At 51.1% G+C, this 13,734-nt stretch carries 12 protein-coding genes; 8 read left to right on the plus strand and 4 right to left on the minus strand.

The features are described from left to right. The first annotated feature begins 222 nt into the window (after positions 1–222). The 3 genes from VIR50_RS01245 to VIR50_RS01255 are packed head-to-tail and all read left to right on the plus strand — an operon-like array spanning position 223 to position 4,391. Positions 223–1,638, plus strand: coding sequence for a DUF6080 domain-containing protein (locus VIR50_RS01245; protein ID WP_331933330.1), 1,416 nt, complete (start codon positions 223–225; stop codon positions 1,636–1,638). 9 nt (positions 1,639–1,647) lie between these two features. Continuing rightward, positions 1,648–2,997 carry a DUF6080 domain-containing protein gene (locus tag VIR50_RS01250; RefSeq protein WP_331933331.1) on the plus strand — a complete coding sequence of 450 codons (1,350 nt, stop codon included), beginning with the start codon at positions 1,648–1,650 and terminating at the stop codon, positions 2,995–2,997. 17 nt (positions 2,998–3,014) lie between these two features. After that, positions 3,015–4,391: a DUF6080 domain-containing protein gene (locus VIR50_RS01255; protein WP_331933332.1), complete on the plus strand. Its 1,377-nt coding sequence runs from the start codon at positions 3,015–3,017 to the stop codon at positions 4,389–4,391. Here VIR50_RS01255 and VIR50_RS01260 read toward each other — a convergent pair. Next, the gene (locus VIR50_RS01260) at positions 4,388–5,296 is read right to left on the minus strand and encodes a beta-1,6-N-acetylglucosaminyltransferase (protein ID WP_331933333.1); all 909 of its coding nucleotides are present in this window, start codon (positions 5,294–5,296) and stop codon (positions 4,388–4,390) included. The genes VIR50_RS01255 and VIR50_RS01260 overlap by 4 nt on opposite strands. Positions 5,297–5,418: 122 nt before the next feature. Here VIR50_RS01260 and VIR50_RS01265 point away from each other — a divergent pair, with 122 nt between their 5' ends. Further along, complete coding sequence (locus VIR50_RS01265) at positions 5,419–6,303, plus strand: LicD family protein (protein ID WP_331933334.1); 885 nt, start codon at positions 5,419–5,421, stop codon at positions 6,301–6,303. Next, a complete protein-coding gene (locus VIR50_RS01270; RefSeq protein WP_331933335.1) occupies positions 6,300–7,283 on the plus strand; it encodes a glycosyltransferase in 984 nt (327 codons plus the stop codon). Before VIR50_RS01265 ends, VIR50_RS01270 begins: the two co-directional genes overlap by 4 nt. A gap of 21 nt (positions 7,284–7,304) precedes the next feature. Here VIR50_RS01270 and VIR50_RS01275 read toward each other — a convergent pair whose 3' ends face one another. The 3 genes from VIR50_RS01275 to VIR50_RS01285 form a co-directional block, all read right to left on the minus strand. Then, positions 7,305–8,738, minus strand: a complete 1,434-nt coding sequence (locus VIR50_RS01275; RefSeq protein ID WP_331933336.1) for a lipopolysaccharide biosynthesis protein — start codon at positions 8,736–8,738, stop codon at positions 7,305–7,307. Positions 8,739–8,747: 9 nt separating this feature from the next. Continuing rightward, entirely contained in the window at positions 8,748–9,611 is an 864-nt protein-coding gene (locus tag VIR50_RS01280) for a glycosyltransferase family A protein (protein ID WP_331933337.1), read from the minus strand. A gap of 416 nt (positions 9,612–10,027) precedes the next feature. Then, entirely contained in the window at positions 10,028–10,885 is an 858-nt protein-coding gene (locus VIR50_RS01285; RefSeq protein ID WP_331933338.1) for a pirin family protein, read from the minus strand. A 489-nt stretch (positions 10,886–11,374) separates the two neighbouring features. Here VIR50_RS01285 and VIR50_RS01290 point away from each other — a divergent pair, with 489 nt between their 5' ends. Genes VIR50_RS01290 through VIR50_RS01300 form a run of 3 tightly spaced genes read left to right on the plus strand, consistent with a single transcriptional unit; the run spans position 11,375 to position 13,730 of the window. Continuing rightward, positions 11,375–12,094: an IspD/TarI family cytidylyltransferase gene (locus VIR50_RS01290; RefSeq protein WP_331933339.1), complete on the plus strand. Its 720-nt coding sequence runs from the start codon at positions 11,375–11,377 to the stop codon at positions 12,092–12,094. Beyond that, positions 12,094–13,119 carry an NAD-dependent epimerase/dehydratase family protein gene (locus VIR50_RS01295; RefSeq protein WP_331933358.1) on the plus strand — a complete coding sequence of 342 codons (1,026 nt, stop codon included), beginning with the start codon at positions 12,094–12,096 and terminating at the stop codon, positions 13,117–13,119. The genes VIR50_RS01290 and VIR50_RS01295 overlap by 1 nt, the downstream gene beginning before the upstream one ends. Then, a complete protein-coding gene (locus VIR50_RS01300; protein WP_331933340.1) occupies positions 13,116–13,730 on the plus strand; it encodes a serine O-acetyltransferase in 615 nt (204 codons plus the stop codon). The genes VIR50_RS01295 and VIR50_RS01300 overlap by 4 nt, the downstream gene beginning before the upstream one ends. The last annotated feature ends 4 nt before the right edge of the window (positions 13,731–13,734 follow it).

Here is a 13,734-nt window from a genome sequence, read left to right on the forward strand (position 1 = left end):
ATTGGTGAAAATGAAGAACCGAAAGAAGTATTTAGCGATAAGTATTTCTTTCGGTTCTTTGCGTTACGAGGGGCAGATGATTTCGTAAAAAGTCATGAGGGAAAGGGCGGTGATGGCACTCGTATTTAGTGGCGGATAGCTTTCGAGGCTATGACGAAAGCGGGTGAAAGTGGCGTTATCGTAGTTTTTTTTCGTATTTTTGCAGGCAAATAAACCTTCCTAATGAAGAAAATTCTCAATATATTTCGGTTAACGAATGAAGAATGGTGGCCTGCCGTGGTGGCGATAGTCTATGTGGCGGCCCTTCAGTTCTTAGGTGTGCGCTATGGTTTTATGCGCTTCGGTGGTGTGACGGACGACATTCATCAACAGTTGATAGCCCATTTTCAAGTGTCGGGGTTCGACGCTTGGAGCTACGAAATACTTACACGGTGGTTTCCCGCCTATGATATATACCGCCATCCGTTGATAGCTTTCTTCTTATATCCTATGTATTGGGTGAACGAAGGCCTGCGGTGGCTGGTGGGAAGTAATGTTTGCATGTTTCTGATGGGTGCTCTCAACGGCTTGAGTGGCTTCTATGCGCTTGTGTTTTTGCGAAGATTGCTGCGTGAAGTGCTTGGGTTGACGGCCTTGGATAGCAATTTGCTGACGCTGCTTTTCATGTCGTTTGGCTACGTTATGCTGACGATTTGCGTGCCCGATCACTTCTGTTTGTCGATGATGTTGCTGCTGCTGACCCTTTGGAGGAGCGGTAAGCTGATGAAAGAGGGTAGGCAGATGGGCGTCGGGGAGACCGTTTGGCTCTTCGTTTTCACGGCGGGCGTGTCGCTGAACAATGGTTTGAAAACGTTTTTAGCGGCCTTGTTCGTAAATGGAAAGCGCTTTTTCAGGCCCCGCTATCTATTGGGTGCGGTTATTGTGCCTACGCTGTTGTTGGGCGGAATAGCCATGGCGGAGTACGGATGGTTCGAACTTCCGCGGGTGGAAGCCCGAAAGTTATTGGCCGATAAGGCCCGGGCGACGCATAAAGAGCAGCTTCGCAGTGCCATTTGGGACACCATTTCGGTGCGTGATTCGCAATTGGTGGAGAAGCAGTTGCGCAAGGAATTGCGCCGCGAAGCGCACGAACAATATCGCCGAAACCATGGAAAGACGGGTATTCCCTTTAAAAATACGGGCTTATTGAGCTGGACCAACAAATCAACCGATAGGGGAGAGGCTTTTGTAGAGAACTTTATTGGCGAGTCGGTGGTGTTTCATAAGGCGTGGCTTTTGGGCGACGTGCTGCGTGATAGGCCCGAAATCGTGACTTATTCTTCGGCTGTGCCCTATATAATAATAGGTGTATTGTTGGTTCTTAGCTTAGCCGGCGTGTGGCAAGGACGCCGTGAGCGGTTCATGGGATTGCTGCTGTCGTTCCTCGGAAGCGACCTTGTGCTCCATTTGTGGTTGGGCTTCGGCATATCCGAAGTGTATATCATGGCGGGCCATTGGATATTTTTCTTGCCGCTGTCGATGGCTTTCCTCTTGCGTGGAAAGGCGTTGAGAGGAGTTTGTCGTGGTCTTGTCGCCTTGTTGGCATTGGGCTTATTGGTATATAATGGGTGGCTGTTACAAGGCTATCTGCTGATGTAAATCGTGAACATGTCTATATTTCATATCTTCAAAATCCGACGCGAGGAGTGTGGATTGGTATTATTGGTGCTGTTATTCTTTGTCGGATTACAGTCATTGCTTATCAGTCAGCATACCCATGCTTATTTCTTAGGCGCTCATGGTGGGTTTTGGACCATCTTCCGAAAGGCTTTTGAGGTGTCGGGATATGACTGTTGGTCGTGGATTACGGTGTCGGGACTGCGCATTCACTTCGATACTATGCGCCATCCGCTGTTCTTTTCGCTTCTTTATCCGCTGTATTGGTTGAATCAAGGGCTCATGGCGGTGACGGGACATAACTGTGCCGTGGTGCTCATGGGGGGCGTGTTGCTCTTTTCAACGGTATATTCGGGCGTGTTCTTGTTTAGGATCTTGCGTGAGCTTTTGGGCTTGCGACCGGTTGACAGTAGATTGCTCGTAGCCTTATATTTCTCTTTCGGCCATGTGGCATTGGCTTGTATGGTGCCCGATCATTTCGCTATTTCGATGTTCTTGTTGCTCTTTACGCTCTATGTTTGTGGGCGGGCATTGCGTGACAATGGCGATGTGGCGGCATGGAAGTTGGGTTTGCTGGCCTTTCTTACGGGCGGTATATCGCTTTCAAACATTGTTAAGACCTATCTGTGTGCCCTCTTCGTGAAGGGCAAAAGGCTGTTTCGGCTTCGTCAGACCTTGCTGATAGTAGTGTTGCCGTTGGCTTTATTGGTCGCTATTTGGCAGTTCAACCACGCTTGTTTTGAGATTCCGCAGGCCCGGGACATACAAAGGATAGAGCGAAACTTGGAGAAGAAGGATCCCGAAAGGGTGAAGAAAACCCGTGAGGGCGGGCGAAAGACGCAGGCAAAGCTCAATTCCAAGGACTTGGGCGATGGCGAGATAGCCAAGTGGATTACGCTTTCGACGCCCCGATGGGCCAGTTTGGTGGAGAATGTTTTTGGCGAGTCGATACAGCTTCACTGCGATTATGCGCTGCAGGACGCGAGCCATAACCGCCCCGTTTTCGTAAAATACAACACTTTTGTCAACTATCTGATAGAGTCGGTAGTGGTTATCTTGTTCGTCGTTGGCCTATGTCGAGGGCGCAAGAATCGGTTTGTGAGGATGATGTTGGGCTGTTTCCTCTTCGATGTTTTGCTGCATTTCGTGTTAGGTTTCGCCTTAAACGAGGTTTATATCATGAGTTCGGGCTGGATATTCGTGATACCTATCGCCATCGGAAGCCTGCTAACGACGCTTAAAAAGGAAGCTGTGGCCACGCTGTTGCGCTGTGTTTTGCTGTTCCTTACGGTGTATTTGGTGGCTTACAATGGGACTATTATCGTGAAATACTTTATCTAAAAGGCGGTAGGAATAGGATGGAAAAGATAAAGAAAACGGCTTTATTCGGTGTCACGAAGCAGGAGTTGCTGTGCTCTTTGCCCGTAATGGTCATGCTGTTGTTCAGCCAAGGCCTTATGTTAGCTTATCATTTCGAGCGTTATACACGAGGAGGAAACCTCGGGTTTTGGTCGGTTTTCATGTCGAAGTTCAATCTTTCGGGCTTCGATCCTTACATTTATCTCACGTTATCACGCTGGGATGTGTATTACGCAGTGTACCGTCACCCGCTGTTAGCTTATCTTTGGTATCCTTGGGCTCGACTGAATCATTGGTTGATGATGAGCACCGACGTCAATTTTGCTATCTTTACCGTCGCCGTCATCCACACTTTGCTGGCGTTTTATGCCTATATATTCCTGTTCAGAATACTGCGGCGGCTCGTTCAGTTGCCCGCTTTCGACGCGTGGTTGTTGGCTTCTTTCTTCTTTTCTTTCGGCTATATCGTGCTTGCCATCATCGTTCCCGACCACTTTTGCTTGTCAATGTTCCTCTTGCTGTTGACCTTGTACGTGGCCGGAAGCCGATTGCAGGAGCGTCGCCCGTTGACTTTGGCACCGACGGCGGTGCTCTATCTGCTCACGGCCGGTACCACTTTGAGCAACGGCGTGTACACTTTCTTGGCCCAATGGGCTTGTAACGGGCGAAAGGTTTTCGCATGGCGCAATCTCTTGTTGGTCTTTGTGGTGCCCACATTGTTGATGTTTGGCCTTTGTATTTACCAACAAGAACATATCGTAAAGCCACGAATGGAGCGGCAACAACGGGCTTTAGCTCAGAAAGAAAAGGCAAACAACGCCGCCAAAGCACAGCTTTCGCCCGCTCAAAAACAAGGAACGGCCCACTCGTATGACGTGTTCAACCTCTCGAGATGGCTCGATACATCCACTTCTCGCATGGCTTCGTTCGTCGAAAACTTCGTTGGCGAGTCGGTATTATTGCACGATGACCACCTGCTTGAGGACCAATTAAAAGGTCGACCGGTCATCGTGGCTTACTCATCGCTGTGGAGTTATATAATAATAGGTGTGATATTGCTGCTGACGGTGGCCGGATTGGCGCTTGGATGGCGTGATACATTCATGCGGATGAGTGCCTCTTGGATGGCTTTTACACTGTTTCTTCACTTCATACCGGGCTTTGCGCTGAAAGAAGTCTACATTATGGGCGCCCATTGGCTGTTCTTTATCCCGATAGCCATGGGTTACTTATTGCGTAGAATGGGGCAGGGCGCCGGGCAAAACCTTACCCTTGGGCGCATGCTTATAGGCACCCGACTGCTTGTAGGGGTGCTGATGGTGGTGCTCTATGGCCATAACTTGCGGCTCATCGCCACCCATCTGTTGGCCCACTAAGCCTTGCGAATCTCGTCGATACGGTCTAAGAGCCGGTCGCTCTTGCCCGTAATGGCTTTTCGGAAGAACATTTTACCCGACCCAAGGAGTAGTTCAAAGTCGGTTTCATCAAAGATTTTAATGTCGTGAGTGTAGTCAATGAACGTCAATGGCGTCACTTCCTCGAGCTTGGTAAAGCGCTCTATCTCACCCAAACTGCGCTCCGCATACGATGAATTGAACACAATGGTGTGGATAAACGTCTCGTCCGGGGCGAACGAATCATGAAAATAGCGGGTATATTCTGCGTTATCGTGCCATGTTTCATAAGCTTTTTGGGCCAAATCGGGCGTGATGGCCCACCACATAGAACCCTTGTAAAGTTTGTATTCCTTACCCATGGCCTTGAAACGGAGGGCCTTCCGTATGCCCAAAGCGTAGATAATCTTGCGCAAAGCCACCCTGAATTTGCTCTTTAACGTGCCATATCGCCACGATTTATGGTTGAATGGACGGTGTTGGGTGTAGAGAAAACGAGCCTCTTCTTGGTTTTCCATGCACACGCCATGCAGGTATTCGCGCCCCGGAGCTTGGCTGAAAAACTCCAATATACGCTCGTTTGGCCATAAAGGATAGTCGAGTCCGCTCATCGAAATAAGGTAATCAAAGGGTTGACCGGCGTTGAGCGTCGCATGAATCATGGCCATCTGACTATCGACCACACCTATACTGCCCCACATCACGTCGACTCTCGGCGCCACGAAATGGGCCCGCGAGCAATCGGCCAACAAGGATTGAAAGGGTTTGATGTCGCTTTTCGCGTCGACATGTATAAAGAATTGGGCTGTCTCGGGCAAGCTCTTTACCAATCGGCAAAGCTGTTGCGGGTCGGTATGGGCCGAAATCAAAAAGGCAAGTCGGGTCATATTGTGAGCAATGATTACTCTTACAAAGATAGGAAAAAAGCCCATGTGGGAAATAAAAAAGCAGTGATTTTTCAGAAGGAGGATAAAAAATAGTAACTTTGTGGCCTATATATAGCTTGCTTATGATGATCTTAACGCCGGAGTTACAGCCACGATGGAATGCTGTTTTGCTTGATATTTTTCAACAATTCATTACCATTTGCAAGGCCAATGACCTGACTTATTACTGTGCGGGGGGCACTGCAATCGGCGCCATCCGCCATCAGGGCTTCATACCGTGGGACGATGACATCGATGTTTTCATGCCCCGTCCCGATTATGACCGCTTTTTGAAATTGTGCGCACAGCGTGATTTGGGTGTATATGAGCTGTGCACACCTTATAATACGCCCAATTATTTCATGTACTTTTCGAAGTTATGCCGCCGCGACACGACCATTATGGAGCGTGCCGATACGCCTTGCGTCTATGGAATGTTCATCGACATCTTCCCATTAGACGGCACTGCCGACGACATGGATGAGGCCTTGCGCCTTAAACGCAGGTTTGAGAAGATACAAAACCGTATGGAGGCCATCTCCACTCGCTATCGTTTTACCGACTACATGGCGCTCTTGACCCGCCCACACGAGTGGGGACGCTTTGTCCGTAAGACCATCGGCTTCTTTGCCCGGGGGGCTTACAGGCGTCATTTGCTCCGTAAGATGGACGCCATTTGCTATCGCCACGGCTTTGAGGAGGCCATCAACGTAGTTACCTACAGCGGCGTTTACCATGCCAAAGAGGTTTACCCGAAGGAGTGGATCGTAGGAGTGACGCCCTTCACGTTCGAGGGTTTGTCGGTCGATCTGCCTTTACGATACGACGATTACTTGCGTCATTTCTTCGGAGATTACATGCAATTGCCCCCCGAAGAGCAGCGCCAATCACATCATGAGAAGGTTTATTTCAACATGGAAGCGAGGGTCGACCTGCCCACCATCCAAAAACTAATTCGTAAGCGATGAGCAATGTAACGGTTTCCGTGGTGCTCTGCACCTATAACGGGGCAGCGTTTGTGGCCCGACAGATAGATACGGTGCTGGCACAAACCCGTCCTGCCGATGAGATTATCATACAAGACGACGGTTCTACCGACGCTACGATGGATATACTCAACGACTATGCCCGTCGCTTTCCCGTGATTCGGGTCTTTCGTAACGCCACTCCCTTGGGCGTGAATGCCAATTTTTACTCGGCCATGGAGCGCTCCCGGGGCGACTATATCGCCATTTGCGACCAAGACGACCTATGGGAAACCGACAAACTCGCCCGCCAATTGGCCGCCATAGGTGATAATCTGCTGTGCGCCGGTCGAACGGTGCCCTTCTCGGAGGATGGTTCTTTCGTTCATGATGACCCACGACGGCCCAATATCTCTCCGCTCCGAATGCTCTATTGTGCGGAAATAGCGGGCCATACCATGCTCTTTCGCCGTGAACTATTGGGCTTATTGCCAATGGATTGCGCCATATTCAGCCACAACTACTACGACATGATACTCTCGGAGGTGGCCGCCGTGTACGAAAGAGTGGTGTATCTGAATGATAAATTGGTGAACCAACGGCGCTATCGCAAGGCTTCGACCTATTCATCTCATGCCGATAGCCTGCCCACCGTGGGCAACGGACTGCGTATGATAGCGTGGTGCCTGCGCCATTACGGGGAGGTAAAGCGGCGGGGCAACGACTTTTACCTGCGCTGGCTGGAACTTTTACGGCGTTTGCCGGCCGAAACTATGTCGCATAGGCTGGCCGTAAGGATGATGGAATACCAAACAAGGCGGGGTATTCTTAACTTTATCATGTTTCAAGCGTTTTGCTTTCGACACCGCCGAAAGCTCTTTCATACCGTCGGCCGCGACCCTCAAAACATGCTAAGGGCACTTCTTTTCCCGCTGACGGCCGTATTTTATCAGCGCAAACTCGTACAAACCGTAGGGCGATAAACAAGAAAAATGTTTGTCGCCTTACTTTTTGCGCCTTGCAAAAGCTATGCACTCCTCCAATATTTGGGCATGGGCCAGCTTCATGATACCTAAGTATATCGCCGCCACGATGACGATGCGGAGCGATAAGACGAGCCAAAGCGTGGTGACGGAGAGCGTTAGGAAGTAGGCCACAGCGCAGGCCAAGGCCGCCGTAAGCATGAAAGGTAGTATGTCCTTCAGGAAAGCCATGTGGCCGAAGCGTATCAGTCGGCGGGCTATGGTTTGCCAAACACCCACCCATAAAATATTGATGACCGAGTAGAGTATTACCAAATGCAGGATACTATAGTGGCGGAAAGTAATGAAAAGGCCCAATTGGAGCACGATAAGGCCCACCGTTGCCCACATGTTAATGTCGGAACGACCTCGGCTGATAGCCATGTTTTGATAGAGAGTAAAGAACGGTAAGAAGGCGCCACTTATGCAGAGAACGCGCAAAAGGGGAATACTGTCGACCCAATTGCCCCGTACCGTGAGGAGAATAAACTCACGTGAGACGAGCGAGAGGCCGAACATGGCGGGGAAAGAGAGGAACGCCGTGAAGCGCAACATCTTGCGGAAGACTTGCAATTGGCGCTCTTCCTGCCCGTTGATTGACGAAAGTACGGGCTGGGCCACCTGATTTATCGTGCCCGAAACAAAGGTATAAGCCATTGAGTCCCACTTAAAAGCCTGCGTAAAGTTGCCCAATGACTTGGTGGAGAATATCTTTCCGAAGATGATTGATAAGATATTGTTGTTTACTTGCGTGATAAGCGAGGTCAGCATGATAGAACTGCTGAAGCCGAACATGCTGCGTATGGGCGTGAAATCAATGTGGAAATCGGGTCGCCACTTCACATAATAAAGCCGACCGATATTGGTCACGGTGATAAAAACAAACTGTTGCCACGCCAAACTCCAGTAAGAATAGCCGTTGTAGGCCAAGTACAGGCCCGTAAGTCCGGAGGTAACAGAGGCTACGGAGCCAATGATGGCCTTGCCTTTGTTCATCATGTTGCGGAACATGTAGGCCGCATGGGCCGTTCCTATGCCTGCCATGACGAAGGAGGCGAATACCAATCGCGACAGTCCTACGAGCTTTGGCTGCCCGTAAAAGTCGGCTATGAGCGGCGCACAGAAGAACAATACGGCGTAAAGCGTGCAGCTCATGAGGGTGCTAAACCAAAAAACGGCGTTGTAATCGCGGTGGGTTACCTCCTTCAGATTGGTCAAGGCGGCGGTAAATCCGCTCTCTTGCAGCACGCCGGCCACGGCCGAGAAGATGGCCAACATGGCCACCAAGCCGTATTCGGACGGCACAAGTATGCGGCCTAAGTAGAACCCTATGACGGCGCTTATGAGCTGAGTGAGCAGGTTACTCACCGCTCCCCAGAACAAACCGTGGGCTGCTTTTTCCTTGAGCGTTGACATAAAACGAGGTTATTCGTTGAGCTTTTGGTTGCGGAGGCTTACGAGTCGGGTTATCTCTTCCATGCGATGGGCGTACATGGTGTAAAGCAAATGGCCGTTCTTACGGGCCTGCTCGGCCGAGAAACCATTGTTCCATAGGCGCATACCGCCGGCGGCGAGCGAGCTGAAACGGGCGTCGTACCAGCCTACGCTGCAGCCCTCGAGCCATGCCCGCAGGCAAAGTTCATCGTCATCGTACTGGAACGGGGCGAAATTAAAGTCGATATGATGGAGCTTAGTGGTGAAAAGCTCCTTGTTGATCCACATGGGTGCCCGGTTAACCGATGGCGCGAAGCAAAACGATTGCGGACCTTCGGTAATGCGGGTGCCCCGTCGCTGCCGGGTGTCGGGCAGAAACTCCAAGTCCACTTTCCAATTACCGCCCAATATGGCCATGTCTTCATGGCGACGGAAGAGGGCCAGCGCCTCATCCATCCATCGGGTATCGGCGAAATCATCGTCGTCTTGGAGCAGGGCAATGTAGCGCCCGTTGGCCATGCGGATGGTCTTATCGTAGGTTATGTTCTCGTAAAGATCGTTGCAACGGAGCAGAAACTCGTTGGCGCCCGTGAGCGCTTGGGCCAGCCGTTGCGTATGTTCGAGCGACGAACCGTCGTCAATGACGATAATCTCGGGCTTCAGTGGCGATTTGCGCAGCTTGCCGAGGAGGTGGCATATCTGCACGCTCTTGTTGTGGGTTTGGAATATTACTGTTACCAACGGGCTGTTGTCGTAGCCTTTGGCCTTCCATGTGGCATAACTCTTTTGGGTTTGTGCCGACTTGATTCGCTTTTGGAGAGCCAGCTTTAGTTTCTCAAAATATATTCTGAACATGATGGGTGATTATGTTGCAAAGATAGTATTATTTGCAGAAAGCGCAAAGCGAAAGCGGTAAACTTTCTGTTCCTGCTCCTTCGTAAAGTGCTTTTCGAGGAATAGAAAATAAGCATGTAAGTAGTTGATAGATAGGTATTTAGTAAAGAATATGCCGTTATGGCAGAGCAGGGACCGGCCATTGGCTTCGTGAAAGCAGTCCTTTAACGTGACAAAAAGGCAGCTTTGACACGGTCATAGAGGGCCTTTGACCGCATGAAAGGGCTGCTATGGCGAGGCGAAAGGGTAGATGTAGGAAAATGGTTGTTGAGGAGTAAGGCGATAGGGGCGGCGAAGGGGAAACAATAAAGGTATCTTCGGACCGTCCGAAGATACCTTTCGTATGGGGGATGAGTGGCGCAGTGATACGCCGGGGACTACTTGTTGCGGTAGTCGAGCTTGCTCTTGAGGAAAGTGCCCTCATTGAGTTCGCGCACGGTTTGCTTGATTTCGCCCATGCTGTTCATCACAATGGGGCCGTACCACGCTATGGGTTCGTCGAGTTTGCGTGAGCTCATAATCATCACCTCGGCACCCTTTTCGCCCGCCTCAAGGGTGATATGGTTGCCCTCGCCGAGCTTGGCGGCCGTCTTCTCGCCTACCTTTGTGCCGCCAATAACGGCCGTGCCCTGCAGGGTAAAGGCCATGACGGAGCGATCATCGGCCACGTCGAAGGCCAATCGGGCATGGGGTTGGAGCGTTATATCGTAGTAATCGAGCGGCAGATGGGGGCTTTGGAAACCCTCGTGGCCTTGGAACGAGCCGGTGAGCACCCGCAAACGGCCGCCCTCAAAGGTTACCGTGGGTATCTTATCGTTGTGAATACCGTGGTAAGAAGGGGGCGCCATCTTGTCTTTGCGTGGCATGTTGAGCCACATCTGAAGGCCCAACAAGCGCTTGTCGGCAGCCAAATACTCGGAGTGAAAGGCGCCCGAGCCGGCCGTAAGCCACTGCGCTTCGCCATTGCCCACGGTCTCTTTATTGCCTAAGTTGTCACGATGGGTAATGCTGCCCTCGGCCATGAACGTTACGGTTTCTATGCCCCGATGGGGATGGGTGGGGAAACCGGCCTTGAAATCACGTGGGTCGGTGCTGTCAAAGGAGTCGAGCATGAGGATGGGATCAAAATCGTACATCGTATCATTGCCCAAAACACGCACCAAACTGACGCCTGCCCCGTCGGTGGTTCGCTGTCCGCGAACGGTCTTTATGACTTGTCTTATTTTCTTTTCCATATCTTTTTTTCCTTTCGTAGTTGATGTGTTGGTTAAATGTTTCTTTGGTTTGAGGCGCCGCCGTAGGGCTGTGCTGTGGCGAAAGGGCCTCTTTGAAAGATTTGCAAAAGGCGTGCCATAGGGCGAGAATGGCTTTTACACCTTATTATATATAGCGCCCGGGGGAGTAGGAAAGTAGTGGTTAAAGAACGGTTTATGCTTGGCAGGCCGATGAAGGGTAGCGGGTGCGCGCGTGGAAGATGGGCTTAGGGGTATTAAAGTGTGTTAATGGAGAAGGCGGTAGCTGGTATTGAAATAAAACATTCATTCGTTTTGGCTTTCCAATGGTTTGCACTATCTTTGTAGAAGATAGGCTGCCCTCGGCCATTTGTGAGTAAACTCCCATGGCGCTCGCTTGCACTATCTTTGTAGAAGATAGGCGGCACTCGGGTTTTTGTGAGTAAATCGCATGGTGGTTGTTGGCTCTGTCTTTGTAAAAAACGAACAAATATGAACATTGCCGTTATTTTTGCAGGTGGTTCCGGTTTGCGAATGCACACGAAATCGAAGCCCAAACAGTTTCTCGATTTAAACGGGAAACCGATTATTATCTACACACTGGAGTTGTTTGATAACCATCCCGAGATAGACGCTATCGTGGTAGCGTGTATCGAGAGTTGGATTCCTTATCTGCAAAAGCAGCTCAATAAGTTTGAAATAACAAAGGTGGTGAGGATCGTTCCGGGCGGGGCTACCGGTCAGGACTCTATCTATAAGGGGCTGTGCGCTGCCGAGGAGTACGCCGCCGGGCAGGAAACGACGGTGTTGATTCATGATGGCGTGCGCCCACTCATCCACGAGGAAACCATTACTGATAACATTCGGAAGGTAGAGGAGTGTGGTTCGTGTGTTACATGTGTGCCTGCCACGGAAACGTTTATCGTGCGTCAGGCCGACGACACGCTGGAAATACCTACCCGTGACCACTCTTTCATAGCCCGGGCGCCGCAGAGTTTCCGACTGACCGACATCATTTCGTCGCATAGGAAGGCCTTGGCCGAGGGGCGCCACGACTTCATCGACTCGTGTACCATGATGAGTTATTACGGTTACAAGATAGGTACGGTGATGGGACCGATGGAGAATATCAAGATTACCACGCCTACTGACTTCTTCGTTTTGCGGGCTATGATAGAGGTACATGAGAACCAACAAATCTTCGGATTGTGATGAACAGTGTGCTGAAAGACGACATAGAGTGGCTCTGCGACCGCTTTACGCCCGACGCCCGTTTAGCGGGTAGGACGCTGCTCATTACGGGTGGCACGGGACTTTTGGGCCAAGCGCTCATTCATTGTTTGCTGGCATGGAACCGAAGGCAAGAAATGGGCATGCAACTATTGGCCTTGGTGAGGAGCGAAGCAAAGGCCCGGCAGCTCTTTGGCGAAGCTGACGAGTTGTGTTTTGTAGAAGGCGACATGGCCCATTTGGAGGGATTGCGCGGCAGGTCGTTTGATTTCGTCATTCATTTGGCTGCGCCCACTACCTCGGGTTACTTCTGTTCCAATCCCGTAGAGACCATTCGCACCATCGTAGGGGGTACTGACAGTCTGTTGGCGTTGGCCAATGAGCAAAAGGTAAAGGGCTTTGTATATCTTTCTTCGATGGAAGCCTACGGGCGGGTGACGGCTGATGACCACGCGCTACGTGAGGAAGAGGGCGGATATATCGACCTTCGGTCGGCCCGAAGCAGCTATTCGGAGGGCAAACGGATGGCCGAGAACCTATGTTATGCTTATTTCTCGGAATACGGAGTGCCCGTAAGGATGGTGCGCTTATGCCAAACGTTCGGACCGGGAGTGCCGGAGAGCGATGGCAGAGTGACGACTCAGTTTGCCCGAAACATAGTGGCGGGCGCCGACTTGGTGCTGAAAAGCCCGGGCGAAACGTGCAGCGACCACTGTTATACGCTCGATGCGGTGACGGCCATCCTTACGATTTTGGCGCTGGGAAGTGACGGCGAGACCTACAATGTGGCCACGCCCGATACTTATTGTTCTATCCGTGAGATGGCCGAATACATGGTGAGTCATTTCGGAAAGGGCAGTAAGGTGGTGGTAGACGTGGACCCCGAGGCGCCTTATCCGCCCGCGTCGAAGTTGAGATTGGACGTTTCAAAGGTGCGATCGTTAGGATGGCAACCGCTGTTTGAGCCGTTCGTGATGTATGACCACTTGATAAAATCGCTCTCATGACAATGACTTTTCATGATTGTAAAAGGTTGATAGCCGAGGACTATCGGCGTATCGTGCCCCGTCCGAAGCCCGGATTACGGGGCAGGTTGCAGTTTGTGAGGCGTATATTTCGTGACGATTCCTTCTGTATAACCTTTTGGTTCAGGTTAGGTAACTACTGTTTGCGACGTCGGGACGTGGGTTCGAGGTTGTTGTTGGCCCTTTGCAGGGCGATGCAACGGCGCAACGTGCACCGTACAGGCATTCAATTCTACATTGGAACAGAGCATGTGGGCGGTGGATTGCGCTTCTTTCATTTCACGGGAATCGTGTCGGCGCTCAGCGTGAGGATAGGAACGAATTGCTCCATTCACCACGGCGTGACGTTGGGGCGTGTGTATGCGGGGCCGAAAGCGGGCTGCCCAACGCTCGGCGATAACGTAATGCTGTTTCCGGGAGCCAAAGTGGTGGGCAAAGTGACCATCGGTGACGGGGCGGTGGTAGCCACTAATGCCGTCGTAGTGGACGATGTGCCGGCCTATTGCGTGGTTGCGGGCAATCCGGCAAAGGTAGTTTCGACCGACAGTTCAAAGGTTTATACGCCCGAATGGCTTGATTTCTTGGGCTTATAAACTA

Origin of the sequence: Prevotella sp., assembly GCF_036570325.1 — a bacterium.
Lineage (GTDB): Bacteria > Bacteroidota > Bacteroidia > Bacteroidales > Bacteroidaceae > Prevotella.